29 protein-coding genes and 1 tRNA gene are annotated in these 26,846 nt (G+C 64.9%); 8 read left to right on the top strand and 22 right to left on the bottom strand.

All coding sequences use genetic code 11. From position 1 onward, the window contains the following. Nucleotides 1–102: 102 nt before the first annotated feature. A complete protein-coding gene (locus tag AZKH_RS00880; protein ID WP_015433829.1) occupies nucleotides 103–816 on the top strand; it encodes an SDR family NAD(P)-dependent oxidoreductase in 714 nt (237 codons plus the stop codon). Nucleotides 817–857: 41 nt separating this feature from the next. Continuing rightward, the gene (locus tag AZKH_RS00875) at nucleotides 858–1,190 is read left to right on the top strand and encodes a hypothetical protein (protein WP_156822013.1); all 333 of its coding nucleotides are present in this window, start codon (nucleotides 858–860) and stop codon (nucleotides 1,188–1,190) included. 59 nt (nucleotides 1,191–1,249) lie between these two features. Here the strand turns inward: AZKH_RS00875 and AZKH_RS00870 are convergent, their stop codons facing one another. Next, nucleotides 1,250–2,176, bottom strand: coding sequence for an alpha/beta hydrolase (locus AZKH_RS00870; RefSeq protein WP_015433827.1), 927 nt, complete (start codon nucleotides 2,174–2,176; stop codon nucleotides 1,250–1,252). 378 nt (nucleotides 2,177–2,554) lie between these two features. On the opposite strand from AZKH_RS00870, the gene AZKH_RS00865 reads away from it, so the two are divergent. Both AZKH_RS00865 and AZKH_RS00860 read left to right on the top strand, forming a co-directional pair. Beyond that, nucleotides 2,555–3,115 (top strand): response regulator, encoded by a 561-nt coding sequence (locus tag AZKH_RS00865; protein WP_041656562.1) that lies wholly within the window; start codon nucleotides 2,555–2,557, stop codon nucleotides 3,113–3,115. A 307-nt stretch (nucleotides 3,116–3,422) separates the two neighbouring features. Further along, on the top strand, nucleotides 3,423–3,896 hold the full coding sequence (locus tag AZKH_RS00860) for a hypothetical protein (protein ID WP_015433825.1): 474 nt from the start codon (nucleotides 3,423–3,425) through the stop codon (nucleotides 3,894–3,896). Between the two features lie 8 nt (nucleotides 3,897–3,904). On the opposite strand, the gene AZKH_RS00855 is transcribed toward AZKH_RS00860, so the two are convergent. Then, the gene (locus tag AZKH_RS00855) at nucleotides 3,905–4,537 is read right to left on the bottom strand and encodes an NADPH-dependent F420 reductase (protein ID WP_015433824.1); all 633 of its coding nucleotides are present in this window, start codon (nucleotides 4,535–4,537) and stop codon (nucleotides 3,905–3,907) included. Nucleotides 4,538–4,643: 106 nt separating this feature from the next. Between AZKH_RS00855 and AZKH_RS00850 the strand changes: the two genes are divergently transcribed. Next, nucleotides 4,644–5,543 (top strand): LysR family transcriptional regulator, encoded by a 900-nt coding sequence (locus AZKH_RS00850; RefSeq protein ID WP_015433823.1) that lies wholly within the window; start codon nucleotides 4,644–4,646, stop codon nucleotides 5,541–5,543. Between the two features lie 19 nt (nucleotides 5,544–5,562). Here the strand turns inward: AZKH_RS00850 and AZKH_RS00845 are convergent, their stop codons facing one another. The 6 genes from AZKH_RS00845 to AZKH_RS00820 form a co-directional block, all read right to left on the bottom strand. Next, nucleotides 5,563–5,994 carry a gamma-glutamylcyclotransferase family protein gene (locus tag AZKH_RS00845; protein WP_041655776.1) on the bottom strand — a complete coding sequence of 144 codons (432 nt, stop codon included), beginning with the start codon at nucleotides 5,992–5,994 and terminating at the stop codon, nucleotides 5,563–5,565. A gap of 15 nt (nucleotides 5,995–6,009) precedes the next feature. After that, complete coding sequence (msrA, locus tag AZKH_RS00840) at nucleotides 6,010–6,633, bottom strand: peptide-methionine (S)-S-oxide reductase MsrA (RefSeq protein ID WP_015433821.1); 624 nt, start codon at nucleotides 6,631–6,633, stop codon at nucleotides 6,010–6,012. Then, a complete protein-coding gene (gene msrB / locus AZKH_RS00835) occupies nucleotides 6,630–7,133 on the bottom strand; it encodes a peptide-methionine (R)-S-oxide reductase MsrB (protein ID WP_015433820.1) in 504 nt (167 codons plus the stop codon). The genes msrA and msrB overlap by 4 nt, the downstream gene beginning before the upstream one ends. A 120-nt stretch (nucleotides 7,134–7,253) precedes the next feature. Then, nucleotides 7,254–9,434, bottom strand: a complete 2,181-nt coding sequence (locus AZKH_RS00830; RefSeq protein ID WP_051071628.1) for a response regulator — start codon at nucleotides 9,432–9,434, stop codon at nucleotides 7,254–7,256. 8 nt (nucleotides 9,435–9,442) lie between these two features. Beyond that, nucleotides 9,443–9,868, bottom strand: coding sequence for a response regulator (locus AZKH_RS00825; RefSeq protein WP_015433818.1), 426 nt, complete (start codon nucleotides 9,866–9,868; stop codon nucleotides 9,443–9,445). Between the two features lie 87 nt (nucleotides 9,869–9,955). Continuing rightward, complete coding sequence (locus tag AZKH_RS00820) at nucleotides 9,956–12,094, bottom strand: 4Fe-4S binding protein (RefSeq protein WP_015433817.1); 2,139 nt, start codon at nucleotides 12,092–12,094, stop codon at nucleotides 9,956–9,958. Nucleotides 12,095–12,420: 326 nt separating this feature from the next. Between AZKH_RS00820 and AZKH_RS00815 the strand changes: the two genes are divergently transcribed. Next, nucleotides 12,421–12,783, top strand: coding sequence for a hypothetical protein (locus AZKH_RS00815; RefSeq protein WP_041655775.1), 363 nt, complete (start codon nucleotides 12,421–12,423; stop codon nucleotides 12,781–12,783). Between the two features lie 93 nt (nucleotides 12,784–12,876). On the opposite strand, the gene AZKH_RS00810 is transcribed toward AZKH_RS00815, so the two are convergent. The 12 genes from AZKH_RS00810 to AZKH_RS00760 all read right to left on the bottom strand — a co-directional run bounded on the left by AZKH_RS00810 (nucleotide 12,877) and on the right by AZKH_RS00760 (nucleotide 23,211). Then, a complete protein-coding gene (locus AZKH_RS00810) occupies nucleotides 12,877–14,358 on the bottom strand; it encodes an AAA family ATPase (RefSeq protein ID WP_015433815.1) in 1,482 nt (493 codons plus the stop codon). 843 nt (nucleotides 14,359–15,201) lie between these two features. After that, the gene (locus AZKH_RS00805) at nucleotides 15,202–15,798 is read right to left on the bottom strand and encodes a hypothetical protein (protein ID WP_015433814.1); all 597 of its coding nucleotides are present in this window, start codon (nucleotides 15,796–15,798) and stop codon (nucleotides 15,202–15,204) included. Continuing rightward, nucleotides 15,791–16,546: a nuclease-related domain-containing protein gene (locus AZKH_RS00800; protein ID WP_156822012.1), complete on the bottom strand. Its 756-nt coding sequence runs from the start codon at nucleotides 16,544–16,546 to the stop codon at nucleotides 15,791–15,793. Before AZKH_RS00800 ends, AZKH_RS00805 begins: the two co-directional genes overlap by 8 nt. Before the next feature lie 24 nt (nucleotides 16,547–16,570). Next, nucleotides 16,571–17,284 carry a phospholipase D family protein gene (locus AZKH_RS00795; protein WP_015433812.1) on the bottom strand — a complete coding sequence of 238 codons (714 nt, stop codon included), beginning with the start codon at nucleotides 17,282–17,284 and terminating at the stop codon, nucleotides 16,571–16,573. A 177-nt stretch (nucleotides 17,285–17,461) separates the two neighbouring features. Then, entirely contained in the window at nucleotides 17,462–17,728 is a 267-nt protein-coding gene (locus AZKH_RS00790; RefSeq protein WP_015433811.1) for a hypothetical protein, read from the bottom strand. A 211-nt stretch (nucleotides 17,729–17,939) separates the two neighbouring features. Then, the gene (locus AZKH_RS00785; RefSeq protein WP_015433810.1) at nucleotides 17,940–18,401 is read right to left on the bottom strand and encodes a VOC family protein; all 462 of its coding nucleotides are present in this window, start codon (nucleotides 18,399–18,401) and stop codon (nucleotides 17,940–17,942) included. Nucleotides 18,402–18,599: 198 nt separating this feature from the next. Continuing rightward, nucleotides 18,600–19,118 (bottom strand): glycine zipper family protein, encoded by a 519-nt coding sequence (locus AZKH_RS00780; protein ID WP_015433809.1) that lies wholly within the window; start codon nucleotides 19,116–19,118, stop codon nucleotides 18,600–18,602. A 22-nt stretch (nucleotides 19,119–19,140) separates the two neighbouring features. Beyond that, complete coding sequence (locus tag AZKH_RS00775) at nucleotides 19,141–19,545, bottom strand: hypothetical protein (protein WP_041655773.1); 405 nt, start codon at nucleotides 19,543–19,545, stop codon at nucleotides 19,141–19,143. A gap of 169 nt (nucleotides 19,546–19,714) precedes the next feature. Then, on the bottom strand, nucleotides 19,715–19,843 hold the full coding sequence (locus tag AZKH_RS27835) for a hypothetical protein (RefSeq protein ID WP_255345573.1): 129 nt from the start codon (nucleotides 19,841–19,843) through the stop codon (nucleotides 19,715–19,717). A gap of 67 nt (nucleotides 19,844–19,910) precedes the next feature. Beyond that, nucleotides 19,911–20,528 (bottom strand): carboxymuconolactone decarboxylase family protein, encoded by a 618-nt coding sequence (locus AZKH_RS00770; protein WP_015433808.1) that lies wholly within the window; start codon nucleotides 20,526–20,528, stop codon nucleotides 19,911–19,913. A 143-nt stretch (nucleotides 20,529–20,671) separates the two neighbouring features. Then, nucleotides 20,672–22,459 (bottom strand): monovalent cation:proton antiporter-2 (CPA2) family protein, encoded by a 1,788-nt coding sequence (locus AZKH_RS00765; RefSeq protein WP_015433807.1) that lies wholly within the window; start codon nucleotides 22,457–22,459, stop codon nucleotides 20,672–20,674. 53 nt (nucleotides 22,460–22,512) lie between these two features. Continuing rightward, complete coding sequence (locus AZKH_RS00760; RefSeq protein ID WP_015433806.1) at nucleotides 22,513–23,211, bottom strand: alpha/beta hydrolase; 699 nt, start codon at nucleotides 23,209–23,211, stop codon at nucleotides 22,513–22,515. A 267-nt stretch (nucleotides 23,212–23,478) separates the two neighbouring features. Here AZKH_RS00760 and AZKH_RS27560 point away from each other — a divergent pair, with 267 nt between their 5' ends. Both AZKH_RS27560 and eptB read left to right on the top strand, forming a co-directional pair. Continuing rightward, nucleotides 23,479–24,087, top strand: coding sequence for a putative quinol monooxygenase (locus AZKH_RS27560; RefSeq protein WP_015433805.1), 609 nt, complete (start codon nucleotides 23,479–23,481; stop codon nucleotides 24,085–24,087). Between the two features lie 193 nt (nucleotides 24,088–24,280). Further along, nucleotides 24,281–25,978, top strand: coding sequence for a kdo(2)-lipid A phosphoethanolamine 7''-transferase (eptB, locus tag AZKH_RS00750; RefSeq protein ID WP_015433804.1), 1,698 nt, complete (start codon nucleotides 24,281–24,283; stop codon nucleotides 25,976–25,978). Nucleotides 25,979–26,079: 101 nt separating this feature from the next. Here eptB and AZKH_RS00745 read toward each other — a convergent pair. After that, nucleotides 26,080–26,156: transfer RNA gene (locus AZKH_RS00745), tRNA-Arg, on the bottom strand. Between the two features lie 79 nt (nucleotides 26,157–26,235). Next, nucleotides 26,236–26,718, bottom strand: a complete 483-nt coding sequence (gene lysM / locus AZKH_RS00740) for a peptidoglycan-binding protein LysM (protein ID WP_015433803.1) — start codon at nucleotides 26,716–26,718, stop codon at nucleotides 26,236–26,238. Nucleotides 26,719–26,846: the final 128 nt, after the last annotated feature.

Genomic DNA, 26,846 nt, shown 5'->3' with positions numbered 1-26,846 from the left:
TCAATGCCAGGGATTCCAAGGAACGCCGTTTGCAGGCCCAAATGCGTTCCGCGAGCCACGAGCTAAGATGAACTCATCCCCTTCCCCCAACAGGAGCCTGCGATGAAAGCCGCCAAAGTCGCCGTCATCGTCGGGGCCGGTCCCGGCCTCGGATTCGCGCTCGCACAACGTTTTGCGCACGCCGAGATGAGCGTCGCGCTCGTCGCACGCAACGCCGCCCGCCTCGACGGGCTCGCCTCCGCCTGCTGCGGCATCGTGCATTCCGCCCATCCCTACATCTGCGACGCCACCGACGAGGCCGCGGTCGACCAGCTCTTCGCCGCGGTCGAAGCCGACCTCGGCACACCCCAGGTCGTCGTCTATAACGCCGGCACCTACGTCCCCGGCAGCGTGCTCGAAACGAGCGCCGCCGACTTCGAACGCTGCTGGCGTGTCGGCTGTCTCGGCGGCTTCCTCGTCGGCCGGGCGGCGGCCCGCGCGATGCTCGCGCGCATCGAGCAAGGCGGCGAAGGCGGCACCCTCCTCTTCACCGGCGCCACTGCGAGCCTGCGCGGCAGCGCCGGCTTCCACAACCTCGCCGTCGGCAAGGCCGGCCTGCGCTCGCTGTCGCAAAGCATGGCGCGCGAGCTCGGCCCCCGCGGCATCCACGTCGCCCACATCGTCATCGACGGCCGGATCGGCCCCGCGGGAGGCGAAGCCTCAGCCTCCATGCTCGACCCCGCCGCCATCGCCGACGCCTATTACCAGCTGCACTGCCAGCCGCGCAGCGCCTGGACACAAGAACTCGACCTGCGGCCCTGGTGCGAGAAGTTCTGACCCAGCGTCCCGCTGGCAAACCAGTAATGAAGGAGACAAAGATGGCAACCAGCACCGTATTGGTCGGCGCCTTCCCCACCCCCGCCGACGCAGACCGCGCCAAACTCCGCCTCGTGCAGGCCGGCGTCTCGGAAACCAGCATCGCCCTCAGCACCGACCTCGCCGCCGACGCCCTCGCCGCCGAATGCCCGGGGCAGTCCTACACGAACCAGCCCGGCCAGTCGCCTAGTGAAACCTTCACGACATCCGACGCCGACACAGCGCATGTCGGCGGATGCGTGCTGCGCGTGGAACTCGCACCGACTGAGAATCGGGCAGTGGTCGAGATGATCATGCGCGAGAGTGGGGCGCGGCAGGCGCCGTGCGGGGCGTAATGACCTGAGCCCCCCCAATCGTCATGGAGGCTCGCTAAGCTACTTGCCGCTTGCTTGAATCAGTTGCGCCGCTCGGGCGGCCAACTGATGCCGCACGGCCAGAATGCGCGCTGCAGGAAAACCACCACGGCCGCGAGCTCGCGCTCCATATCCGTGAAGGATTCGTGATCGCCGGACAGGATCAGCAAGTCGACGGCACCGGGGCGGGCCGCCGCATGGAGGCGACGGGCGTCGGCCGGCGGGACGATGATGTCCTGTTCGCCATGCACCAGCAGTACCGGGCAGCGCAGCCGGGCGATGCTGGCAAGCGGTGCAATGTCGTCGAAGCGGTGGCCGATGGTGCGTTCGACGTGGCGGAGGATGTAGCGCGCAAGGACGTCGGGGATGCGCTTGGCGGCGAGGACGCGGCGCATCATTTCTTCGGGGTGGGCGAAGGCGGAGACGCTGACCACGGCGGCGATGTCGGCGCGGCGGGCCGCGGCGAGGAGAACGGCGCCGGCGCCGACCGAGTGGCCGAGCAACGCGATGCGCTGCGCGTCAATGTCGGTTCGCGCCGCCAGCCAGTCGCAGGCGTGGCTCGCGTCTTCCGCGAAGCGCGGCAGCGAGGCGAAGGTGTCGGCGTCGGACAGGCCATGGCAACGGGCATCGATCAGCAACGTGGTGAAGCCGGCGCGGTGCAGCGGCCCCGCCAGCGGCAGCATCGCCTGCGCGTTGCCGCCCCAGCCGTGCACGAGGACGACGCCCGGTGCGCGACCCGTTGCGGCGCGCGGGATCAGCCATGCATGGAGCTGCCTGCCGTTGGCGGTGGGGATGCGCACGGTCTCGAAGGCGAGACCGCGGGCGGCGGGGGTTTCGGTCTCGCGGACGCACGGCGCGGCGAGTGTCACGCGGATCGCGTAATGCGCGGCCGCGCGCAGCACGGCGAGGGTTGCCGCCGCACCGGTGAAGAGCATCAGGGCATTGGCAAAGGTGATGGCCATCGACATTGCAATTTCCGCGACAACCGGGGACCGGGCGGTCGGCACCAGCAGCCCCCTGCCCCCAAGGCAGCATTCAAGCCTACGCCCTGGCAGCGATTTGGTCGATGCAGGATGGCCGCGAAGTGTCGCGACCTCACTCCCCGTGCCGCAAATGATCCAGCAATAGCCGCGCCGCATCGGGTAGAGCGGCGTGGGAGCGCACACACGGCTTCAATTCCCGCTCGGCCAGGATGCTAACCCTTTCGCGGCTGCCCGGTCGAATAGCCCCTTCGGCACCGTCACGATCGACGTGACAATTCTTCACAACAGCACTAACAGACCTTAATTGACTAATGTGACAGGCGAACATATAAATACTCCATGGATTCCATCGGAGTGACCGCCATGAACGAAGTGCTAACAACGACCGAAGCCGCCAAACTGTGTGGCGTCAGCTTCCGGACGGTGATCCGCTGGGTCGAACGTGGCGAGCTCAATGCCTATCGCCTGCCGGGGCGCGGGGACTACCGCATCCCGCTCGACGAGCTGCGGCGTTTCATGAAGGCGCACGGCATGCCGGAGCCAAGCGTCGAGACCGCGGAGCGGCGGGTCCTGATCGTCGACGACGAGCCCGGCATGGGGAACGCGATCGCTCGCGCACTCAATCTCGCCGGCTACAAGACGGCGATCGCCGCGGGCGGCTTCCAGGCCGGGACGATGATCCACACCTTCAGGCCCAACGTGATGACGCTCGACCTGCGCATGCCGCACATGGACGGCTTCGCCGTGCTGGATCACCTCAAGGAAGCTCCGCCGCCCGTTCCGCTCAAAGTGCTGGTCATCTCGGCCGAAACGCAGGACCGCCTCGATGCCGCCCTCGCGCGCGGGGCTCACGGCGTGCTGCCGAAACCTTTCCGAAACGAAGACCTGGTTTCCACCGTCAACCGTCTGTACGCCGCCGCCTGACCGGCACGGTCGGCCCAGGCCCCTCCTTCCGCGTCTGGCTACCCTGTCGTCGCGCGGCCGCATGAATTTGTTACGGATCGGGCCGACACCGGCGCTGTCTATAGTGATCATGCGTGCCTGCCGCATGCGTGCGGCCCCGACGGCAGCCCGGCAACGACACGTCCGGGGCGCCGCCCGCGACGGGCGCGCATGATCCGACAACGCCGCGACCGGCACCGGCTCGCGAAGCCGGCGCTTCGGCGCGCATGGCTATTCTCCCTCTGCAAGACACGCGGCATCGCGCCGCCACGCTTCTGGAGTGCTATCCATGCCCAAGCCAAGATCCGCCCTCCGAACCTGCGCAGCACTTGCCGCGCTGGGCACGCTCGCCCCTCCCGGGCACGGCCAACGCCCGCTGGACGATGCCCTCGGCGAAACCCTGTGGCTGTGCTGGTACAACCACGATTCCACCTTCCGCTGCCGCCTCGCCCGGGCGCCCGAGACGCCCCCCGAAGTCCGCGCGCAATACGCCCGCCGGGCCGACCGGACGAGCTCCCGCCGCTCCCTCTACCCCAAGCGCGGCCCGCTTCCGCCGATCGTCAAGACCATCCAGGAGCAGCCCGACCTGCTGCGCAGCCGCACGATCACCATCCCGCTCTTCACCCCGCCGCGCGACCTCGCGTTCGCAGCCACGCTCGTGCAGGCCGTGATGTGCGACATCCGTCCAGCCTGCCGCGCGCAGATCATGCGCTCGTCGACCGCCGTGATCGACGCCTTCGAGGAGGATCCGGCGCGGGATTAGGGGCGGGATCAGCCGCGGTGAATCCAGGTCGGCGCGATCGCCGTACCGAGGCCCGCACCGTAGCCCAGATAGATGTTCAGCCCCGCCAGCGGCTCCAGGTAACGTGCGTTCTTCAGCCCGCCCGCATCCACGGTCGTGAAACCCATGCTCGACGCCAGCTCCTTCGCGACCTTCCGCGCACGCTCGCTGTCGCTCGCCACGAACACCGTCGCCGCGCGGCCATTGCCGAAATCCGCCCCTTCGCCGAGCACCTGCGCAAACAGCGTATTGAAGCCTTTGACCACTTCCGCACCAGGAACCGCCTTGGCGATCTCTTCGGATGCCGACGTGCTGTGACCGACCGTCAGGCCCATGTAGTCCGCGGTTAGCGGATTGGTGATATCGATGACGACCTTGCCGGCGAGACCGCCCACGCTCTTCAGCGCGGACACCGCGTCGCCGTAACCGGTCGCGAGGATCACTGCGTCGGCCGAAGCAGCCGAACCCTCGGCCGGGACGGCCTTGGCGCCCGGATGGGCCGCGGCGACGGCCTGCGCTTTCTCGGCGTTGCGCGCGACGACGCTGACTTGATGGCCGGCGCGGGTGAGTTGCTTGACGAAGGCCGAGCCCATGTTGCCGGCGCCGATGACGGTGACTTTCATGATGTTTCCTCCAAGGAGTTGATGAGTACGTGGAGGTCACTTTATTGGAACGAATATCGACGATAAACTGCCGTCACATGGATTAATTGTTCCCCAAATCGATACAATGGACCGATTCCTCGAAATGCAGACCTTCAACGCGGTCGTCGAAGCCGGCAGCTTCGTCGCGGCGGCCGATGCGCTGAAGCTCTCCAAGGCCGCGGTGTCGCGGCACGTCGTCGAGATGGAAGAGCGGCTCGGCATCCGGCTCCTTCACCGCACGACCCGTCGCGTATCGCTGACCGCCGAAGGCCAGGTCTTCTACGCGCGCAGCAAGGAACTGCTCGCGAACCTCGCCGACGCCGAAGCGGAAATCACCTCGCGCAGCGAAGCGGCGAGCGGCCTGCTGCGGATCAACGCCCCCTTCACCTTCGGCATCCTGCATCTCGCGCCGCTGTGGGGCCTCTTCAAGGCACGCCATCCCCGCGTGACGCTGGAGGTCACGCTCGCCGATCGCGTGGTCGACCTCGTCGAGGAAGGTTTCGACGTGGCGATCCGCATCGCGGCACTGGAAAGCTCGTCGCTCGTCAGCCGCCGGCTCGCCAGCGCACGGATGGTGCTCTGCGCCTCGCCGGAATACCTCGCGCGCCGCGGCACGCCCTCCCACCCGGACGAACTCGCCGGCCACGACGTCATCGGCTACACCTATCTATCCACCCGCGATGAATGGCACTTCGTCGGGCCGGACGGCCCGGTCAGCGTGCGAACGAATCCCTGGATGCACACCAACAACGGCGAAACCTGCCGCGCCGCAGCGCTCGCGCATCAGGGGGTGGTCCTGCAACCGACCTTCCTCGTCGGGAGCGACCTGGCCGCCGGCACCCTCGTCGAACTCATGCCCGACTACAAGTCCATCGAGTTCGGCATTTATGCCGTGTATCCGACGCGCAAGCACCTCTCGCCCAAGGTCCGCGTCCTGATCGACTTCCTTGCCGAACACTTTGCGAGCCGCGACCCCGTCTGGTGACTCACGGCTTGCCTTCACATCAGATCGCGCCCTCGTCCCCCAGGGTGTCGAAGCCCACGTACTGCGCCGTGAAGCGCGCCTTGCCGGTCGCGAGGAAGCGCTCGAAATCCCACTCTCCCTCCCCTAGCCGCGCCGCATACTCCGGCCGGAAGACATAGGTCCATGCCGTCTCCGTCCGGCCATCCTCGAAGCGCACCAGCACCTCGCGGCGCTCGTACTCGTCGCCCTCGAAACGATCCAGCCGCGGCCACGCGGACTCAGGCAGGTCCAGGTACAACACCCCCGCCACCCGCGCGCCCGCCGCGGGCACCATCCCCGGATAGGCCTGCCCGACCACCGGCCGGCGTCGATACCCGTCGAGCGACGCCGCGACGAAGCGGCTTTGCGCGCCGCATACCGCCGACATGATGTCCTCGCACATCAGCGAACCGTAGGTAAAGCAATGCTGCATCGCCCCGCGCCCTCCTTATTTCGTTCCCCACACCTGAGCCAGCCGGGCGTCGCGGACGCAGCCGATCCGGTACGCCTCGTAGCGCAAGGGATTCTTCTTCACGAAGTCCTGGTGGTACTCCTCCGCCGGATAGAAGGGCCCGGCCGCGACGATCTCGGTACGGATCTGCGCGAAGCGGCCGCTCTTCAGCAAGGCGTCGCGACTCGCCTCGGCCGCCTTGTGCTGCGCCTCGTCGGAAAAATAGATTCCCGTCCGGTACTGCGGACCGTGATCGCAAAACTGCTGGTCCTTCACCGTCGGGTCGATGTGATGCCAGAAGTAATCGACCAGTTGCGGATAGCTCACCTTCGCCGGATCGAAGCGCACGCGCACCGCCTCCGCATGTCCGGTCCGCCCCGAGCTCACGTCCTCGTAGCTCGGATTGGCCGTCCGCCCGCCGGTGTAGCCCGACTCCGCACTGATCACGCCGGGCAGCTTCTCGAACGCCGCCTCCATGGACCAGAAACAGCCGCCGGCGAAGATTGCCGAGGCCGATGCGGAGGACGGCGCCGCCGCGTCGGCCCCATGGGTGATGTTCGCGGCCAGGCCGCCGGAAAGCGCGAGCGCCAAGCCCGCCACCACAGCGAACCTGGCTTTCATGTCCGCAGCTCCGGCAAAGGCTCGCCCCGCGCGACGAACTGCAAGGCGACGCCGTTGTTGCAATAGCGCAGACCGGTCGGCTTCGGCCCGTCGTCGAAGACGTGCCCCTGATGCCCGCCGCAGCGCGAGCAGTGATATTCCGTGCGCGGCACCACCAGCAGGTAATCGGTCTTCGTCGCGACCGCAGCCTGCAAGGGCTGCCAGAAGCTCGGCCAGCCCGTCCCGCTTTCGAACTTCGTCGCGCTATCGAACAAGGGCTGAAAGCACGCCGCGCAGACGAAGGTCCCGGCCCGCTTCTCATGATTCAGCGCACTGCTCCCGGGGCGTTCGGTCGCCTCCTCGAACAGCACCCGATAGGCGTCGGCGGGCAACAGCTTCGCCCATTCGGAACGGGATTTCACAAGCGCCGGGCCGGACTTGTCCGCGGCTGTGCCACGACGCACCCCGAACGGCATCAGAACAAGACCCAGCAAGGCTTGAAGCGAATAACGTCGATTCATGACTATTCCCCATCAACGATACGCAGCGCGGGAAGTCCGCCTTCCGCCGCGCTCCTCGTATCTGTGACAGTTAGTCGCGCAAACCGATCAAATCTTACAGTCACGAAAGCAGGCGGAGCCTCAGGAGGCCGTAAAGAGCCTTTCGATTGCGGTGGAGACCTCGTGAAACGTTGCTTTCATCCGTTCCAGGGTCCCGCGCGCACTGTCGATATCGCCCGATCGCCGCAGCTTTTCCATCACAAAGCTCAGTTCGCCGAGCCGCAATGCGCCGATGGTTCGAGCCGATCCCTTGATGCGATGCGCGATTTCCGAGGCTTCGTCAAAATCCCGGACATCCAAGGCGACAGCGATCTTCTCGAGGTCGGATTGGGTGGAGGTCCTGAAGATATCGGCGAAGTAAATCTGTTTCTGCCGATTGTGCCCGGACAGTTTCTCGAGTGTCGCTGGATCAAAGTCAGGCAGTAGCTCCGGGTCGATCGGCTGCGAAGCGGCGGGCGGTCTCCGGTCCGGAGTCGAATCCTTCCCGAATGGCAGCTGGGCCGGTGGCGCGTCCGCGAGCATCGCCGCGAGCATCGCGTAGAGCTTTGCGGGGTCGACCGGCTTGGTGAGGAAGTCGTCCATGCCGGCGTCGACGCAGCTCATGTGGTCTTCCCTCGTCGCGTTGGCGGTCATCGCGACGACAAACACGTCGTCCAGCGAAGCATCGGCGCGGATCTGGCGCGTCGCTTCGTAGCCATCCATGACCGGCATCTGCACGTCCATCAGCACGCAATCGAAGCGCAGCTTGGTGTCACGCAACAGGTCGAGCGCCTCCTTGCCATTGCCGGCGATAGTGACCACGCAGCCCACATCCTCAAGTAAGGCGCGGGCGACCATCTGGTTCAGGGGATGGTCTTCAGCCAACAGGATGTTCCGCCCTTGCAGCAGCTGCCGATACCTGGAAATTTCCGCCTCCAGGCACGCCTTGCCCGCCGTGGCGACCACGACGTCGTTGGACAAGCGCTCGCCCTTCGCGAATCGGGCCGTGAACCAGAAGGTGCTGCCTTCGCCCGGATTACTGGACACGTCGAGCGTGCCGTTCATCAATTCGGCCAATTGTGTGCTGATCGCAAGACCCAGCCCGGTCCCTCCGAACTTGCGCGTGGTCGACACGTCGGCCTGCTCGAAGGAACGGAAGATCCGCTCCCTGTCGCCTGCGGTCAGACCGATCCCCGTGTCCCGCACCTCAAAGCGCAGCAGGACGTCGGATTCGCTCTCCTCGTCGATCGAAACATGGATCTCGACACGGCCTGCATCGGTGAACCTGATCGCGTTGCCGCTCAGATTGATCAAAATCTGAGCCAGGCGCAGCGAGTCGCCGAGCAGCATCCGGTCGAGCGTGGGCGGGAGATGGCACGCAAAATCGAGATTCTTTGCGGTGGCTCGCTCCTCCATCAGGCTGGAAACGTTCGCGGCCACCAGCCGGATATCGAATGGCGCAACCTCGAGGATCAGTTTGCCGGCCTCGATCTTTGACAGATCGAGAATCTGGTCGATGAGGCGCAGCAGGTGCTGGCCGGAAAGCATGATCTTTTCGGCATAGTTCTGCTGCACGGGGGCGAGCGGGGTGCGCATCAGCAGGTGCGCCATGCCGAGCACGCTGTTCATCGGCGTGCGGATTTCATGGCTCATGTTGGCAAGGAATGCGCTCTTGGAATGACTTGCAGCCTCTGCCTCCTGTTGGGCCGCGGACAGCGCGCGCGTGCGCTCCGTCACCCGCTCTTCAAGTTCGTCGTTCAGATCCTGAAGCTCCTTGAGCGCCCGATCCAGCGCGCGCAGCGGCACGATGCGCAGGACAGCAAATACACTCAAGCCGAGCAGCAACGCCAGCAGCCCCACGATGCCGGTATGCAGCAACACGGGTCGCAGGTCGCGTGCGACGGTCATCGAACCGTACTCCTCGCCGTCGTCCGCGATTGCACTGCGATGCTCGACGATCCAGCTTGTTTCGAGGGGCGCCGTCTCGGCAATCACCTTGCCCTCGGCATTCATGACGCCACGGTACTCGGGAAGATCCGTCGCGGTCTGATCCTCCTCGATCTTCTCTCGGAGGATCCGTTCTTGCTGCCAGTTCTCCGGGTCGACTGCCACCACCTCCATGATCTCGCGAGCATTGATCGCGCTCTCGACATCGACTTCGGCTTGAAGCTGCTGATGCTTGAGCACCCAATAAAGCGACGGAAGGCTGATTGCAATCGTCAGCGCGATCACCAGACTGAGGCCGGTGATGTAGGCCGAGACCCGACCGGAGGGTTTATTCACAGCACCTGTCACGGGGCAGCGCCATATTCAGCGCGCTTCTCGCGCAGAATTTTCGCGATCACCGGACCTTCCTTGTCGAAATCGACCGGTTTGGTCATGTAGCCATCCGGATGGAGCGGCATCATGGCGTAGCGATCCCGCCTGTCCACCAGGCCGGTGACAAAGATAAAGGCGACGCGCTGCCACTCCGGTCCGCGATGACGAATTTCCTCCAACAATGCGGCGCCGGACATTTCAGGCATCTTGCGATCGCAAAGCACCAGATCGGGCAGCCGAGCCTCCATCTTGCGCAATGCCTCCGCACCATTGCTGACCGCCTCCACTTCGATGCCCTGAGAACTGAAGTGTTCAACGGCGACGCAAACCATCAACGGGTCGTCGTCGACGACAAGAAAGTGCAGCGCACCGAGACTTGCTAACGAATTGTCTTCCATCGGCTCGTCCCCGAAACATCCGTTTGAAATCGCGCGAATTCTATCCGAATCCGTGCGCATGCTCGTCCCGGCGTGGCTTGTCGAGGATCAGTCCGCGGTTTGCTCCGCCGGTGCCTGCGCTGACGCCTGATTCAGCCGCCACTCGCGGCCCGTGCGGGCATGGAAGACGAGCGGCGCGCACCGGCGCGCGTCGTGATAGACGCCCACGCAGTCCAGGCACTGAAAGCAGCGGTCGTAGAGGATGCGGCCGTCGCGCGCAATGGCGTCGTATTCGCAACGGGCGCGGCAGGTCTGGCAGGGGTGGCCGCATTCCGGGCGGATTGCCTGCCAGTCGAAGCGGCGCAGGCGCCCGCCCACGGTCATCGCCGCGCCGAGGGGACAGACGAAGCGGCAGAAGAACTTGTAATAGACACCGCCCAACGCGAGCAGCAGCACCGCCCAGGCGACGAAGGGCCAGCTGCGGTCGAAGCCGACGGTGATCGCGGTCTTGAAGGGTTCGATCTCGACTAGGCCCTCGGCCACGCCCGGTGCCACGGCAGCGGCGAGCAGCAGGCCGGCGAGGACCACAAAGCGGCCACGTTCGAGGAGGCTTTCCAGCCGCTGCGGCAGACGCCGGTTTTTCACGCCAAGCCGGCGGGCGATCACGGCCACGAATTCCTGCAGCGCACCGAAGGGGCACAGCCAGCCGCAGAAGGTGCCGCGCCCCCACAGCACGAAGGAAATCGCGGTGAAGGCGATGAGCAGCAGCGACACCGGGTCATACAGGAAGCTGCCCAGCCCCTGGCCCGCCACCAGGGTCTTGACCGCGCCGGTGAGCTGGACGATGGAGAGCTGGCCCTGCGCGTACCAGCCGACGAAGACCAGCGTGAAGGCCAGGAATCCCATGCGGAAGGCGAACATCCGGCGCTCGTCCATCGCCAGCCGGCGCGGCCGCGCCAGCACCAGGGAGAGCGTAAGCAGCCCGGCCGCGATGATCGCCAGCTCAGGCCAGCGGGCCTTCCAGGCAACGAGCCATTCGGGCAGCGGCTCCGGCGGCCAGGTGAAATACCGCGCGGGCGGGGTGTAATCGAGATCGAGGGTCTGGCGGGTGAGGACCGGGTAGATCTGCCCCTTCTCCCGCACTACCTCCAGCGCGATATTCACCCCCCGCCCCGGGTCGAGTCCCGACAATTGCGGCGACTTGAGGACCACCATGGTGTCGAAGGGCGGCGCGCCGGCCGGCGGGCGCAGTTCGAGGTCGGCGTCGCGCGCTTCCAGGGGGCCGTCCTGGCTCACGGTCAGCCGCGGCGGCATGGTGCCGCGCACGAAGTCCGGCCCCAGCAGGCGGTGACGGCCCTGGGCCGCCAGCCAGTAAGCGGATTGCCCCGGCCCGAGCTGGCGCATGAGCTCGGCGTAGCCGCGCTCGCCGAGCAGCGCGCGCCCGAGGGTGGGAGCGTTGAGGTAGCCGACGTAGAGATCGATGAAGGTGTCGTCGGGCGCGGCCAGGGCCGCTTCGTCAATCCCTGCCGCATCGGTGCCGGCGAAAAGGGCTTCGACTTCGCGATTGCTCCAGCGCTTGCGGATGAGGTCGCCGTCGCGCAGCAGGGCGGCGAAATCCTTGTTCTCGTACAGTTCCGTACGTACCTCGGCGACCGCCCCGTGTCGGCCCGGCGTCGCGAGGCCGAGGTGGGCCCGGGCGACGGCGAGCGCGGCCGTGAGTACGGTCTGATTGACGACGCGGATGGAAGCCGTCGCCTTGGCGACGCCGTCGAGGACCACGCGGCGGCCGCCGGCGTCGCTGCTACGCCCGTAGGCGCTGGACACCGTGATCGGCTGCTTGATGTTCTTGCCGGCGTACTGCGCGACGAAGGCGTGCAATGGCGCCTCGCCCAAGCCAGACAGAAAGACCGGCTCGTGCTGGCGCAGGACCTCGACGGAGGTGAAGTCGCCGCGGGCATCGATGGCGATCAGCAGGTTGAAGGGCGTGCCTTCAAATCCCGGGATCGGCGCAAGGTCGATCGATTCGAAAACGTAGCCGACCGGCCCCGCCTCCGGGGTCAGCTCGTTCGTCAAAGGCCAGGCCGGCGCCTCGTTGAGGGTCGCACCGATCTTCGCACCGACCTGCAGCGGGGGCGGAAAACGCCGCGCAACGTCGGCCTGCGTCAGTTCTCCGGCCGAGGCCGCCACGACCCACAGCAGGAGAGCCAGCGGCCACAGCCGCCAGAAGCCGCAAGCTTGCCGCGCCATCCCGTCCTCCTTCTGATCGAAAAGCTGTCGCCTGGCTGCGCCGAAACGACACAACTGCGCAGGAACGGCATGGCGATCAAGATGCCCACGTTCTTTTTCGCGACACCCGTACCTCCCGAGAGATCCGTCCCAAGGATTTCAGCAAGGGGCATGCCGGAAAAGGATTCTGACCTTGGGCAATCTTTCGCCATCCGCAGACGTCTAAGCTACGTGGCAGCTTCAGCGCGGCAAGAGTCCGGGCTGTAAGAAAAGGCATGCATCGCACGACTAATCAGTACGGGTGTGCTCGCCACCCTCCCCCCAACGTAGAACTGGAGGAACTGATCATGAGAACAGTCTCGAAAGGCTTGATTCTGGCCGCCCTCGGCGCCGGAATCCTTGCGGCAGCACCGGCCGGCGCGGTCGACTCGACCGAATGGCTGCAGCGTCAATTCAGCACCGATCACCGTGAGCTCACGGCCAGAGAGGCGATGAGCGCACCGCGCGCCCGCGGCTCAGACGAATCCGGCCACGACTATGCCGTCGCCTGGCTTGGACGCCAATTTGCGGGCAAACCCATGGCCTTCGTATCGACCGAAGGCGTCGCGGGCCGCACCGGTCCGACCGAGAAAGACATGTCGGCCGCCCCCTTGTCGGACGCCTGGCTCAAGCATCAATTCACGACGGACCACCCGAGTCCGGCCAACTGAACGGAAGCTGCCGCAGCTTGCAGTCCGCCCAGGATGGGTTGAGCGACAGATATCGCAACGATCAGCCCATCCTGCAGTTGATGTCGGAACGATTCAATCGGCCGACACCGCGCGCTCCGAAGCCCATTCACGCAGCCTGGCGATCTTCTCCGCCATCACCACCGAGATCGGTCGCGTCCGCGCCAATTCCTGCAGCACATGCGCCGTCGCCAATGGCGCCTTCGCGGCGTGTGCCTCGTAGAGCGCGGAAACGATCGCCTGTTCGATTTCCGCACCGGAAAAGCCGTCCGCCGCCTCCGCAAGCGCAGGCAGGTCGAAGCTTTCCGGCACCAGTTTGTGGCGCTGCAAATGGATGGTGAAGATCTGCTCCCGTGCCGGCGCCTGCGGCAGGTCGACGAAAAAGATTTCGTCGAAGCGCCCCTTGCGCATCAGCTCCGGTGGCAACTGCGAGATGTCGTTCGCGGTTGCGACCATGAACACGCGTGCGCTGCGTTCAGCCATCCAGGTCAGCAGCGTGCCCAGTAGGCGTTTGGAGACGCCGCCATCGCTGTCGCCGTCGGCGTCGCCGGCAATGCCCTTTTCGATTTCATCCATCCACAGCACGCAGGGCGCCATCGCCGCGGCGACGCGCAGCGCCTCGCGCAGGTTGGCTTCCGTCTCGCCGTGATATTTCTGATACAGGGTGCCGAAATCCAGACGGAAGAGCGGCAGGTGCCAGGCACCCGCGACGCATTTTGCGGCCAGACTCTTGCCGGCCCCCTGCACGCCGAGCAGCAGCATGCCCTTGGGCGGCGGCAGCGGGCTGGAGGAGTCGCCGGAGAGGAAGATCTCGCGCCGCACACCCAGCCAGCGCTTGAGATTGGCCAGACCGCCAAGCTGATCAATGTCAGGGATGCCCGGCTCCAGCGACAGGATGTCGCTGCCCTGCAGGAATTCGTGTTTAGCCTTCAGCACGCGGCCGATATCTGCCAGCGTCACCGCACCGTCGTCACGGATCGCCATGCGCGCCAGACGGCGCGCGTCCTCTTCGGTAAGGCCCGCCAGATGCTGCATCAGCATCAGGAGCGCCTCGCGGTTGGCACTCACCTTGCTGCCGGTGGCGCCGCGGTAGCGCGTCGCCTCCTCGTTCAGGATCGCCTTGATCCTCGCCGCATCCGGAAGTGATGGCGTAAAGCTCGCCGTCAGCCGCGACAGTTCGGGCGGCAGCGTGATCTGGTGCGACAGGAACACCAGCATGCGCGGCACGACCTCGGCCTTATTGGCAATGTTCTTGATCGTCCTCACCACCATCGGATCTTCAAGGAAGGGGTGGGCATCGACAAACACGTAGATGGCGTTCTGCGGCGAACCCTCGATATGGCGCAAGGCCTGAACGATCTCCTCGGTGTTGTAGGCGGAATTTCCAGTATTGCGCGGCCGCAGTCCGTGGGTCAGCGTCCAGACGAACATCGCGCGGTCGTTCAGGTTGGCGAAGCGCTCCATCATCGCCAGCACCTTGGACTCCTCGTGCGATTCAACAGCAACAAGCGGCATGCCGGCAGCGAGGAGCGATTCGAGATTTCGGATGTCTTTCATGCTTTGTCGTCGTTCTGGCGGGGTTCAAAGTGGATGGCCACGGCGACGCGATGATAGCTGAATCCATATGCCCGTCGCCGCACGAGATGCCGTGGCTCGCAGCGCCAATTCATCTGGCCGTCAGCTCCGCGTATCATGCCCCCATCAAATGACATTCGGGCTTCCCATGCGCATCGACGGCACGCTGGGCAAATGGAACGACGACCGCGGCTTCGGCTTCATCTAACTTAAGAGCGGAACTTCGTGTCGCAAGCTATGATGGTTCTCGTAATCGCAGCCAATTTTTCAAAATGAACTGGCAGAAAAGGACTCGCGCAATCTTGGCCCTCTTGTTGCCGGGAATTTTATGCAGCTGCTTACCCATCCCCGTGCTGCCATTGGGGGATAGACCGGGGACGCGCCAGAATATATCGAATTCAGTTCCCGAATTCATAGTTACTGGCACTACGACTAGGGCGGACGTTATCTCAAAACTTGGTGACCCTGACCATAGGGGGCGCAACGGCCATTGCTTTGTCTATGTGCGTGAATCTGAGGAGGGTGGAGTTGCATTCTTGTATGGTGGTGGCTTGAGGGGAGGTGTAACGGGCATCCCGGTAACCTTCAAGATCTTATCCATCAACTTCACCGACGAAGGGATCGTAGCATCGGCCAATTTTCGGGTGGTCGTCCAAAGAGATTTGGGCCCCCACCTGACCGGTAGCCCTCCGATTTTTGGGGAATGTCCGAAGTAGGCGCTTGATTTATGGCGTCACGTTTTGGAAGAAAACCAGACATCCGTTGCGCGGGTCACAACGTCCGCATCTGGCCCCGGGTTCGGCCTGACGCTGCGCGTCCGAATAATCACCTTCGCATCGTCCCTTTCACATCCGCAATCAAAGCTACTCCAGGCCATATCCGTTGCGCATGCAAACTCAACTGCGCCGTCCGCGCCGCCGTATTCAAAACCAACGATCCCTGATACCGCTGATTCAGATCCTCCGCGGCGCAATTCGACAAAGTCACATCCAAGTTCAGGATCTTCGGCGTATACCCCGGCGAAGCAACGCCGAGCAATTGGCACCGGTTTTCCGGGCTCGACCCGACAAACTTGCCGTCTTCGGAAATCTCCATACTCAAGGGCACGACGAAGTGAGTGCCGTTCTGCCGTAGCCCCGCATTCGTCACCTGGTATTGCGCCTCCCCCTGCCACGGGCCGTTCGGCTTTTCGTATCCACCGCCGACGACGGTCTGTTTCACACTGGAGGTTAGTGCGGGAGCGGCGTTGCCCGATTGAATCAGCGGGCGATTGCAGGGGGAGTCGGTATAGGTGACGCGGCCGCCCTGTTCGCAGCGGTAGATCGATTGGGCATGCGTGATGAGCGGCATCGCGAGGAGCGCGAGCGCGGCGGCGAGCAGGCGCGGAAATGGAGGTTTGTTCATCGAAATCCCTTCAAACATTCCGCACATACCGACACGCCGGAAACTTCGAACACCCATAAAACTGCTTCCCCGCATTCGCCCCCGATTTCGCCGTCCTCAACACCAGCTCGCTCGAACATTTCGGGCACGTCGTCGTAGTCGAATGCCTCGCCTTGAGCGATTCGACATGCGCGGTTCTCGTCGCCCAGGTTTTCGGCAGCGCTCCGGACTGGATCACGGAGACGATCGAGCGGACGTCGTCGTCGGAAAAGAGCACTTTCTGTTTGCTCTTGATGTAGCTCGTGTAGCCGGCGGTCAGGACGTTTTCCGGCATCGGGGTCTTGAATTGGGCATCACCCCAGAACATCACGACGGAGTGGAAGTTGGTGTCGTCGAGTTTGAGGAATTCGGCCAGCGCGCGGATGTGGCGGTAGTTCTGGTGGAGGGGGTTCTGGAAGCGGAACTTGCGGCCGAAGAGGTTTTGCGTCCACTGGGGGCCTTTTTTGTCGCCGAAGATCCAGCCTTTCATGTTCTTCGTCTCGATGACGAAGATGCCGTACTTCGAGACGACGACGTGATCGATCTGGGTGGTGCCGTTCGAGGTCGGGATGGTGATGTTGTGGAGGGTGGTGTAGATGTCCTTATTGAGCAGCAGGTGCTTTGCGACGGCGCCTTGCGCTTCGCCGAACCAGCCCTTGACGACGGGCAAGCGCAGCACACCGGCGATCACCGCGGCGATGATCAGGAAGTAGGCGACGTTCCACAGGGGCGCCAGGATCGGGGTCATGTCGATCGCGTTCATGGCGCAGGATCACAACCCGACGTTTTCCGGCCACAGGAAATACGGCCCGAATTTCGGGCTCATGCGGAATTCGCCGCCGGCTTCCTTGCCCTTGGCGGTGATGTAGTGCTTGCCGTCGCGCAGTTCGAGCAGGCCGCCGGCGACGAGGCGGTCGAGGATGTCGGCGGTGCGGACGCCGAGTTTTTGCGCGAGTTTCGAGGTGGTGAGCTTGTCGGCCTTGTCGGCGGCTTCTTCACCGTCGACCTTGCCGTCGCCGTCGGTGCGCGCTTCGGCGGTGACGCGCTCCAGCGTGATCCGCACTTCGTCGCTGATGCGGATGATGCGTTGGGCTTCTTCGTAGGTGTCCTTGTAGAGTTCCGCGTCGTCGTTGCGGCGGATCAGCACACCCATTTCGTTGTTGTTGATCTGGCTGAACTCGTAGAGGTTGAGGCTGGTGATGATGGCCAGCTCTTCGTTCAGGTAGCACTTGGCGTGCAGGTTCTTGCAGAAGCTGGTGCGGATGTAGGTGAGTTCCTTGAGCCAGTTGATTTCTTCCGGCTGCAGTTCGCTCTTGCCGTAGACGATGCGGACGTCGATCTTGAGCCGGTTCTTGTCGGCCAAGAGCTCCTTCATGCGGTCGTTAAGCTTGAGGAAGGGGCTGATCAGGATCAGGCGATCCTTGGCGGTCTTGATCAGCTCTTCGAGGAAGTAGTTGGTGGCGCTGGTGTTGAGGAACTTGGCCATGTCGCGAATCCGTTCTCCGTTGTGTCTCGTGGCCATTCGATCGGATGGGGCACGGGGTCAACGGTCAGCTCGGACGATGACTCTGTGTTCATGTCGATGGCGTTTATGTGTGCATCTTACATTCGCACACATATGACACAAGTGGAATAGTTCGCGGATGGCGTCCCGCCCATCACCTCAGCCGCCGATGGTGCTTTGCTTGATGGCGGCGTTGGTGGTGGGGGTGACGGGTCTCTCTGTGGAGCTGGGGGTGCGGCTCGTCTGCGCGAGCGTTCTGTAGCAGGGGGTGTCAGCGTAGATGACGCGGCCGGCGTCGACGCAACGGTAGGTCGATTGCAGCGGCGTCATCGCCGGCGTGCTAGCGACGGCCAGCGCAGCGGCGAGCAGACGCGGCGCGAGGGGGCCAGTCCATAGCAGGGCAAGGTATTCGCTGACCGGTTTCATCGTTCTGATGGCTCCCCGACAATCGGATCGCAAAGAGGATGCAGCCGGATGCTACGCCGGTGCGTCTTCACGCGAAAGGCATTATGTCACATGCACTTGCGAACGCAAGCGGGGAAATACACCCAGCATCCGATGCGCGCGGGATATCACGCGTTGACGGCGGCCGCAGCGCCAAGTTCCATAGGGGTTTCGTGCGGATGGAATATTTACGTCAGCCGCAGGCTTTCTTCGCCGCCTCCTGCATCTCTTCGGGGCCGACGTCGCGGATGTGGGTCGCGACGGACCACTGGTGGCCGAAGGGGTCTTCGAGTTTGCCGTAGCGGTCGCCCCAGAAGGCGTCGTCGAGCGGCATCGTGACCTTGGCTCCGGCGGAAATGGCGCGTTCGAAGAAGGCGTCGGCGTTGTCGACGTAGAGGTGGATCGTGACCGGCGAACCTTTCAGGGCTTTGGCCCCAAGGGCGTTCCATTCGGGGAATTCGTCGACGAGCATCAGCATGGAGTCGCCGATGCGCACCATGGCGTGGAGGATCTTGCCCTGCGGGCCCGGCAGGCGGCCGACTTCGACGGCGCCGAAGGCCTTCTTGTAGAAGTCGATGGCGTCGGCCGCGCCGGCGCAGATGAGATGCGGGGTGATGGTGTGCATGCCTTCTGGGATGGGTAGGACGTGTGCCATGAGAGTCTCCTCGGTTTGGGGGTGGGGAAATGCGCCGCGGCTAGGCCTTGCGGCGATAGTGGGCGGTCATGAAGCAGTTCCAGCTGCCGTCTTCGCCCTTGCTGCTCGCTTGCGGCATAGCTGTCCCTCCGCCGATGGTGTTCTCAATGCGACAGCGGATCGGCCGCCGAGTGCGGCGGCACATGCAAGCAGATGTGGTCAGCGCGCGCCCGGCGGGGGCGGGGGTGGCGAGCCCGCGGGCGGGGGCGGCGGGCTGTTGCGGGAGCGCTCCAAGCGGCCGGTGGCGTAGCTGCCCGAGACCGGCACGCGGTTCCCGCTCGCGTACATGCACTGGATGTAGGCGTTGTCGTAGCGCCGCTGCGCGCCGTAGCCCGAGGCCCGGGCGGTGTCGGTGCCGGCGGCGCTGCCGATCAGCAGACCGGAGCCGGCGCCGACCGCGGCGCCGCGGCTACCGTCGATCGCAGCACCCGCCGCCGCGCCGATCGCGGTGCCGACGACAGCGCTGCGTACGCCGGCCTCGTTCGCGCGCTGTTCGGCGCTGCGCCCGCCGATCGACTCGAAGGCGTATTCGCGGCAGTCGCGTTCGTCGGCGCGGAATTCGTTGAAGCTCTTGCCGGTGCCGGGCAGGACGAGCACGCTCGGGCCGGTCGGAATGGAAGCGCAGCCGCCGAGCGCGAGCACGGCGGCAAGCGGCACAATCTTCATCCTGAGGGACATGACGTTTCTCCCTGGGTCCTTGTCAGCGCGACGGCCTGGGCGCAACACGCTGCCATCCGTCCGGACAGTCCTTGACGTCCGGATAATAGCCTTCCGGGCGATCGCAGTAGTACCAGTAGCCCTCGGGCCGCGAGGATGAACGTGAAGACGGCTCGCTGTCGCTGCGCTCGACGTACACCGGCGGTTGCCGCTCGATCACGACCGGCGGATACGGGTAGTAGTACGACGGGTAGCCGTAATAAGGCGGGTATGCATAGTACGGGCCCGGCCAGCCCCAATACAGCGGCACGCCGACGAAGAGCCCGACGTGGGCTCCGCCGCGGTGTCCCCAGCCGCCGTGACCCCGGCCGCGGTCGGCCGAGGCGACCTCGGGTACCACGAGCCCCATCAGCAGAAGCAGGGCAATCACGCATTTGATCCATTTCATGGCGGTCTCCTTGTCGGAGGGCGGTCAAGGCCGAATCATGCTTCCCTGACCAGAAGACCACACAATGAGGATGGAATTCCCACCGCAATAGGAAGTTTCCAGGTGCAAACCACGCCAGGTGGTAATAATTTCGTAACCCTGCCGCCACCTGCTGCAGTCCTGCCTCGGCCTATCCTTCCGCCCGGCACGCGGCGAGATCGTCTTCGACAACGCCGTCCTGCCCGACTTCCTGCATCACGTCACGCTGCACCGCCTGCGCGTCGGCGACGGCTTGGCCGACCTCGTCCTGTCGCGGCACGGCCAGGACGTCACCGTGCACGTGACGCAAAAGCAGGGCACGGTGCGCATCGTCTCGGTGAAGTGAGCTAGCCGGGGAAGGCGCGAAGCGGCGCAGCCGTCGTGCCCGCCGGCCCCGGCGTGCGCGCGACGTTCATGATCCAGCACACCATCACGAAGTAACCGACCAGCGCCGTCAGCTCGACTGTGCCCGGCTCGCCGAAACGGGCCGCCGCGTCCGCATAGGTCGCATCGCAGACGCCGTTGCGACGCATCAGCTCGGTGACGAAATCGACCACGAAGGCCTCGTCGTCGGCCAGCCCGGGCGGCCGACGGCCCGCAGCGAGCGCGTCGATCGCTTCCGCCCCGACGCCGGCCTTGACCGCCAGCGGCGCGTGGGTCTGCCACTCGAACTGGTTCCCGGTTTCGCGCGCGACAACACAGATCGCGAGCTCGCGAATGCGCTCCGCCAGCGTACCGTCGAAGCGCAGCGCCTCGCCGGTCTTGCCGATGCGTTCCATCAGCGCCGGCGTCTGCAGCAGCGGCACGAAGGGGCCGAAGATCGCCTTGCGCGGCCCATTGACGATCGCGTCGGCCGCGGCGCGCTGGGCGTCGCTCATCGCGCTGCGTTCCGGAATCGGCAGGCGCTCCGACGTCGATGGGCCGAATCCCTGGGGAGTCGGGCGCGGCGTATCGGGTTTATCCATGGCATTGGACCTTCAGTGAGGAGCGGTCATTACACCCGATCCGATACTTCCCCGCTAATGAATAAATGTGAAACCATCATTCTCCGTGTGAGAACGATCGACCTAGAGTCCGCGATCGTCCCGAAATCCGTACCGGTCGGCCTTCACCCCACCGACTCGGTCCGCGTCTCGCCCCCGTCGAGTTCCGCCTCGTCGCGCTCGAACAAACTGCGCAACTCCTCCCGCGCCTGCTGGACGCTCGCGACGAGCTTGGCTTCGTCCTGGTAGATCGCGTGCTGCCGTTTGAGGCTTGCCTCGTCGTGGCTGGCGAATCGCTCGACCGTGCGGCGGGCTTCCGCTTGCGGCACCCCTAGCCGGCCGAGCAGGTCCTCCGCCAGTGCGAGGCTCCCATGCCAGGTCTCGCGGATCGGCGCCTCGACGCCGAGATCCATCAGCTTGTAGGCGTGGTAGCGGTTGCGTGCCCGCGCGATGACGGCAAGGTCGGGGAAGTGCCGGCGTACCACGTCGGCGGTGCGCAACGAGGCCTCGACGTCGTCGATCGCCAGCACGAAGAGGTGCGCGTCCGCCGCACCCGCTGCGCGCAGCAGGTCCGGGCGCGAGGCGTCGCCGAAATAGACTTCGTTGCCGAAGCGGCGCACATAATCCACCTGCTGCGGGTCGGCCTCCAGCACGGTGAAGGCGATGCGCTTCAGTGCGAGGACGCGGGCGACGATCTGCCCGACGCGGCCGAAGCCCGCGATGATCACCGGATTGCCCTGCGCCCGGATGCGATCGAAGGGGCGCGGCTGGGCGGTGCGGAAGATGCGCGCGAGCACGCGTTCCTCGAACAGGAAGAGCAGCGGCCAGAGCAGCATCGAGATCGTCACCGCGACCGTCACGGCGTCGATCACCTCCGCGTCGAGCAGACGCTGCTGCCCCGCGAGCTGGAAGACCACGAAGGCGAATTCGCCGCCCTGGGCGAGCGCGATCGCGAGCTTGCGGGCACTGCCCGCGCTGCGGCCCACCCCCCGTCCGACGACGAACACCACGAGCAGCTTGAGCGCAATCAGGCAGGCCGCCAGCCCGACGACGACGCCAGGCGCCTCGACGAGCAGCCCCAGGTTGGCCCCCATGCCGACCGCCATGAAGAACACGCCGAGCAGCAGGCCCTTGAAGGGATCGAGGTCGGCTTCGAGTTCATGGCGGTATTCCGAATCCGCCAGCACCACACCGGCGAGGAAGGCTCCGAGCGACGCGGAGAGCCCGACCCCTTCCATCAGCAGCGTGGTCGCGATCACCACCAGCAGCGCCGCCGCGGTGAAGGTCTCGCGGCTGCCGAGGGTCGCGATCCACGTGAATACGGGCCGCAACAGCACCCGCCCCGCGAGCACTACGCCCGCGATCGCCGCCGCGGCGCCGAGCATGCGCAGCGGGGCGAAATCGGCACCGCCGCCGCCCAGCAGCGGCAGCACGGCGAGCACGGGGATCACCGCCATGTCCTGGAACAGCAGGATCGCAAAGGCATCGCGGCCATGGCGGTCGGACAGCTGGTTCCGCTCGGCCAGCGACTGCAGCACCATCGCCGTCGACGACATCGCGCCTCCCAGGCCGATCACCACCGCAGCCTTCGCATCTAGGCCGAAGGCCATGGCGAGGGCCGCCAGCGCAAGCGCCGTGAGCCCGACCTGCAGACTGCCGAGGCCGAACACCGGGCGCCGCAGCACCCACAGGCGGGACGGCCGGAGTTCCAGCCCGATCACGAAGAGCAGCAGCACGACCCCGAATTCGCCGAAATGCAGGATCGCCTCCACATCCCGGATCACGCCCAGGCCCCACGGGCCCAGCAGCACGCCGGCGACGAGGTAGCCGAGCACCGCCCCCAGCCCGACGCGCTTCGCGAGCGGGATGAGGATCACGGCAGCAAGCAGGAGAAAGGCAGTCTGGGTCAGCATGATCCGGTCGGCCTGCGGAAATCCGGGACGATGCGTCGCGGGCGTCCTGCCGCCTATGCGCCGGCCGTGTCCTGCAACACTTGCGCGAACCAGACCTCGATGTCACGCAGCTCCTCGAGACAGATCCCGTGCTCGACCTCGTAAGGCCGCCAATCGACCGCATAGCCCTGCCCGCGCAGGAACGCGCCCGAGCGCTCGGCAAAGTCATACGGAATCACCGTGTCGCCGTAGCCGTGGGCCATGAAGATTGGCGTATCGCGGTTCACGGCGTGCGCCTCGGCGACGAACGTGTCGGCAAGCGGCAGATAGGTCGACAGCGCGAGCACCCCGGCGAGCCGCTGCGGATGGCGCAAGGCGGTGTGCAGCGCGATCGCCCCGCCCTGCGAGAAGCCGGCGATCACGATGTGTGCGTCGGGGATGCCGCGAGCGTTTTCCCGGGCGATCAGCGACTCGAGTTGCGCCGCCGATTCCCGCACCCCCTGCGCATCCTCGCGCCGCCCCGAGAAGTCCTGCGACACGATGTCGTACCAGGCCCGCATCACGTAGCCGCCGTTGATCGTCACCGCCCGCATCGGCGCATGCGGAAACACGAAGCGCGTCGGCGGCAGACGGTCGGGGTCGAACTGCTCGACCAAGGGCTCGAAGTCGTGGCCGTCGGCCCCCAGCCCGTGCAGCCAGATCACCGCATGGGTCGGCTCCGGGCCGGTCTCGACTTCGACGGTGGGCAGGACAGGAACTGGAGCTTGGGTCATGGCGGCAGCTTTCCGTAGAAAGGCGGTTCAAGGCGGGCGGTGCAGATCCGAAAATAGCCGATTTTCCGATTCGCCGACACAGCCCCATCCGCGGAACTGCCGTTTCCCCCCTCCGTTCTAAGTAACACGACTGTGCGACACGGTGCGTCAGCCCGTGTCGCCAGCTTTTCCGGCGTGGGCCCGCTGAGCTCCCCCGATCGAGAACACGCCATCGCCTTCATCCACAGCTCAGGAGGAATCATGGTGAATCGAGGATTACTTGTCCGAGTGAAAGCCAAGTCGGAAAAGGTGGCGGAAGTCGAGCGGTTCCTGCAGTCGGCACTGCCTCTCGTCCGGCAGGAAGCCGGCACGACGGCCTGGTTCGCGGTCCGGCACGGACACTCCGAGTTCGGCATCTTCGACGTCTTTCCCGGCGAAGCGGAACGCGAGGCGCATCTCACGGGCCCCGTCGCCCAAGCGCTGATGGAGCGCGCCGACGAACTGTTCGCCGAGCCGCCCCAGATCCAGAAACTGGACGTCCTGGCCGACAAGCTTCCGGCGACGACTCCGGCAGGAGCGGACACCAAGGGCGTCCTGCTCACTTTCAGGGCCAAGACCGGGCATGATGAAGAAGTTGAGCGCTTCCTGCGCGACGCGCAACCGCTCGTCGAAGCCGAACCGGCCACCACCGCCTGGTTCGCCGTCCGCCTCGACGACGGCCGCTACGGCATCTTCGACGTCTTCCCGGACGAGGCCGGACGTCTCCGGCATCTGGCCGGACGCGTGCCACGCGAACTGATCAAGCGGGCCTTCTCCTTGCTGGGCAGCCTGCCCGCTTCGGACATGCTGAGCGTGCAGGCCGAGAAATTCGAACCCACCTACCGGGCCGCAGCCTGATCCGGCTCCATGAAAAAGGCGCTGATGTCTGCTTGCAATCAGCGCCTTTTAGACCCCGGCGAGCCAGGGTTACTCAGCATCGGCTACAATGCTTGCCCTGAACGACAAAGCGGCCCGCGCGTAAAGCGAGACCGGTCTTGGACGTGTCTCGCCAACTCTCAGAAAAACGATGCCCCAGGCGTCGTGATCGACATTGAGCACAGCCGCGCAAAACTCGCTCCGCAAGCCCCTGAACCCACTCGCGATTGCTGCAGGCACTGCGCTTTACGTGGGCGGCGTTTTGAATGCCCCGATCGTGCATCGGCGGCTCACCGGCGACAACGCCGATTGGCGTCTGCTGGTGGTCGAACTGCTGCTGATTCTTTCTGCGACGTTCTCGTTCGTCGTGCTGGCGTCATTCAATCGGCGCGCCATCTTCAGGCTCATTGCGTCCCTGCTGATCCTTCTGTCGGCAACGGGGGCGTACTACATCGCGTTCTACAGCGTGGTGATCGGTCATGGCATCGTGGAGTCGGTCTTCACGACCGAGATGGACCTGATCGGCGAGATCCTTGATGTCAGACTGGGCCTCTGGGTGCTCATGCTCGGCGTTGCCCCCGCGTTGCTCTTCTGGCGCCTCTCGGAACAGCATCGTTCACTGCTGCGCTTCCGGCATTCCTGGAAAGACGGCGTGCTTGCGGCCTTGACGCTCATGGCCGCTGTGCTGGTAGCAGTCGCCTGCACCAAGGAGCTCAAGGCTGTCGACAAGCGGGCCGAAGCGAGACGAGGCCGGGATATTCCGGGGTCTGCCGCCCTCGCCGCCCACCGCTACCTGCCGACCAACTGGATGTCGGGACTGGGCATGTCCATCAGCGAAGAGTGGCAGCAGCGAGTCCAGGCAAGAAATCTCGTCGACCCGGCGGAACAGCACGCCTGGTCCGCCCCCGCCTCCCTCGACGATTCGGTCGTCGTGCTGGTGATCGGCGAGTCTGCCCGGTGGGATCACATGAGCGTTCTCGGGTATCGCCGCCCGACGACGCCGCTCCTCGCGAAGGAACCCGGCTTGGTGGCGATGCGAGGCCAATCGTGCAACACGGCCACGGCGCTCTCGCTGCGCTGCATGTTTGTGCGTCCGGAGAGCATCGCGACCGGGGCAAACGAGGTCGAGATCCAGAAGGAAGACAACGTGTTCTCCGTCTTCAAGCATCTGGGTTTTTCGATCGAGCTCTTCGCGATGCAGGCCGAAGTCGGGTTCTATAACAAGACCCACGCCGACCATTACAAGATCCGCGAGGTCGTTGCCGCCGAGGCCTACAACCAGGGCAAGCCCGTGGACGACATCCTGCTGGTCAGGGAGATGCAGGATTCCATCAAGCGCTGGGAAGAATCCGGCCAGAAGGGGCGGCACCTCGTCATTCTCCACACCAAGGGCTCCCATTACCTCTACAGCAACCGGTACCCCCGCAATTTCGCCGCCCAACAACCCGAATGTCTCGGCTCCGTGGCCGAGTGCAGCCGCGAACAGCTGATCAACTCCTACGACAACAGTCTTCTCTACACGGACTACGTGCTGCATTCGCTGATCGACTCGCTGCGGGACAAGAAGGCGTTTCTTTTCTATGTCTCCGACCATGGCGAATCGATCGACGACAACCTTCACCTGCATGGCACACCGAAGGCCGTCGCACCGAAGGAGCAGTTTGCGGTTCCCTTCCTGCTATGGTTTTCGGATCGATGGCTCGCGGACGGCGACAACAAGGGACGGTTCGAGCAGCTCAAGAAGACTTCTGGCGAAACGAGGCGCCATGCCGAGATATTCGACTCACTCCTCGGTTGCGCCGGCATCGCCTCGCCTGACGGCGGGATAACGGCGCGACGCAACTGGTGCCAGTCGCCCCCCGCTTCAAACTAAGAGCACCTCGCGCGAACGCGATGCCGGATCGGCAGCCTGGCAGCCAGATGAAATGAAAAATCCGCTGATTTCCATACGGAAATCAGCGGATTTTTGAATTCTGGCGCGCCCGAGACGATTCGAACGTCCGACCCCTGCCTTCGGAGGGCAGTACTCTATCCAGCTGAGCTACGGGCGCCTTGTGCCACTGCGTGGCGTAGAACGCGCGATTATACCCGATTTCGGACGCCTGACGACCCCTTTGCTGGATAGGCCGATCAGGGGGTCGGCGGGATGCGGAGGACCTGGCCGGGGTAGATCTTGTCCGGATGCGAAAGCATCGGTTTGTTGGCCTCGAAGATGGCGTTGTACTTGTTGGCGTCGCCGTAGTAGGTCTTGGCGATCGCGGATAGCGTGTCGCCGCTTTTCACGGTGTGGAAGCGGGCCTCGGGTTGGGCCGGGGCGGCGACGGTGAGCCGGTCGTCGACCTGGCCGACGCCCTGGACGTTGCCGGCCGCGAGCAGGATCTTTTCCTTGGTCGCCTGATCGGGCGCGGTACCGCTAACTGTCGCCGCCGAAGTCTTGCTGTCGAAAGTGACCGCCAAGTCTGCAGGGGCGAGGTTGAGCTTCGTGATGTGGGCGCGGATGGCATCGGCCGCCTTGGTGTTTGCGGCCGCGGCCTGGTCTGGGCTGGCGGCTTGCGCGTCGTCGTGGCCGAAGAGTTTTTCCCCAGCTTCCTTGATGAACGAAAGAAGTCCCATGTCTGCCTCCGGTCGGGATATGTCGGACGTATTCAGCATGGCGGGGGAGGTGCGACGAAAGCCGGATCACCAGAAGTGTTACTTCTTCGCCGCAGCTATACTCTCGGCTCAACCCCGCACAACCGGAC

Origin of the sequence: Azoarcus sp. KH32C (assembly GCF_000349945.1) — a bacterium.
Classification (GTDB): Bacteria; Pseudomonadota; Gammaproteobacteria; order Burkholderiales; family Rhodocyclaceae; genus Aromatoleum.
The sequence above is the reverse complement of the archived record's forward strand: the minus strand, read 5'-3'. Positions and strand labels throughout refer to the sequence as shown.

Bases quoted from the DNA above. Each gene is read 5' to 3' on its own strand.
- AZKH_RS00880 (WP_015433829.1), top strand. From the start codon at position 103: ATGAAAGCCGCCAAAGTCGCCGTCATCGTCGGGGCCGGTCCCGGCCTC.
- AZKH_RS00875 (WP_156822013.1), top strand. From the start codon at position 858: ATGGCAACCAGCACCGTATTGGTCGGCGCCTTCCCCACCCCCGCCGAC.
- AZKH_RS00870 (WP_015433827.1), bottom strand. From the start codon at position 2,176: ATGTCGATGGCCATCACCTTTGCCAATGCCCTGATGCTCTTCACCGGT.
- AZKH_RS00865 (WP_041656562.1), top strand. From the start codon at position 2,555: ATGAACGAAGTGCTAACAACGACCGAAGCCGCCAAACTGTGTGGCGTC.
- AZKH_RS00860 (WP_015433825.1), top strand. From the start codon at position 3,423: ATGCCCAAGCCAAGATCCGCCCTCCGAACCTGCGCAGCACTTGCCGCG.
- AZKH_RS00855 (WP_015433824.1), bottom strand. From the start codon at position 4,537: ATGAAAGTCACCGTCATCGGCGCCGGCAACATGGGCTCGGCCTTCGTC.
- AZKH_RS00850 (WP_015433823.1), top strand. From the start codon at position 4,644: ATGGACCGATTCCTCGAAATGCAGACCTTCAACGCGGTCGTCGAAGCC.
- AZKH_RS00845 (WP_041655776.1), bottom strand. From the start codon at position 5,994: ATGCAGCATTGCTTTACCTACGGTTCGCTGATGTGCGAGGACATCATG.
- msrA (WP_015433821.1), bottom strand. From the start codon at position 6,633: ATGAAAGCCAGGTTCGCTGTGGTGGCGGGCTTGGCGCTCGCGCTTTCC.
- msrB (WP_015433820.1), bottom strand. From the start codon at position 7,133: ATGAATCGACGTTATTCGCTTCAAGCCTTGCTGGGTCTTGTTCTGATG.
- AZKH_RS00825 (WP_015433818.1), bottom strand. From the start codon at position 9,868: ATGGAAGACAATTCGTTAGCAAGTCTCGGTGCGCTGCACTTTCTTGTC.
- AZKH_RS00820 (WP_015433817.1), bottom strand. From the start codon at position 12,094: ATGGCGCGGCAAGCTTGCGGCTTCTGGCGGCTGTGGCCGCTGGCTCTC.
- AZKH_RS00815 (WP_041655775.1), top strand. From the start codon at position 12,421: ATGAGAACAGTCTCGAAAGGCTTGATTCTGGCCGCCCTCGGCGCCGGA.
- AZKH_RS00810 (WP_015433815.1), bottom strand. From the start codon at position 14,358: ATGAAAGACATCCGAAATCTCGAATCGCTCCTCGCTGCCGGCATGCCG.
- AZKH_RS00805 (WP_015433814.1), bottom strand. From the start codon at position 15,798: ATGTTTGAAGGGATTTCGATGAACAAACCTCCATTTCCGCGCCTGCTC.
- AZKH_RS00800 (WP_156822012.1), bottom strand. From the start codon at position 16,546: ATGACCCCGATCCTGGCGCCCCTGTGGAACGTCGCCTACTTCCTGATC.
- AZKH_RS00795 (WP_015433812.1), bottom strand. From the start codon at position 17,284: ATGGCCAAGTTCCTCAACACCAGCGCCACCAACTACTTCCTCGAAGAG.
- AZKH_RS00790 (WP_015433811.1), bottom strand. From the start codon at position 17,728: ATGAAACCGGTCAGCGAATACCTTGCCCTGCTATGGACTGGCCCCCTC.
- AZKH_RS00785 (WP_015433810.1), bottom strand. From the start codon at position 18,401: ATGGCACACGTCCTACCCATCCCAGAAGGCATGCACACCATCACCCCG.
- AZKH_RS00780 (WP_015433809.1), bottom strand. From the start codon at position 19,118: ATGTCCCTCAGGATGAAGATTGTGCCGCTTGCCGCCGTGCTCGCGCTC.
- AZKH_RS00775 (WP_041655773.1), bottom strand. From the start codon at position 19,545: ATGAAATGGATCAAATGCGTGATTGCCCTGCTTCTGCTGATGGGGCTC.
- AZKH_RS00770 (WP_015433808.1), bottom strand. From the start codon at position 20,528: ATGGATAAACCCGATACGCCGCGCCCGACTCCCCAGGGATTCGGCCCA.
- AZKH_RS00765 (WP_015433807.1), bottom strand. From the start codon at position 22,459: ATGCTGACCCAGACTGCCTTTCTCCTGCTTGCTGCCGTGATCCTCATC.
- AZKH_RS00760 (WP_015433806.1), bottom strand. From the start codon at position 23,211: ATGACCCAAGCTCCAGTTCCTGTCCTGCCCACCGTCGAAGTCGAGACC.
- lysM (WP_015433803.1), bottom strand. From the start codon at position 26,718: ATGGGACTTCTTTCGTTCATCAAGGAAGCTGGGGAAAAACTCTTCGGC.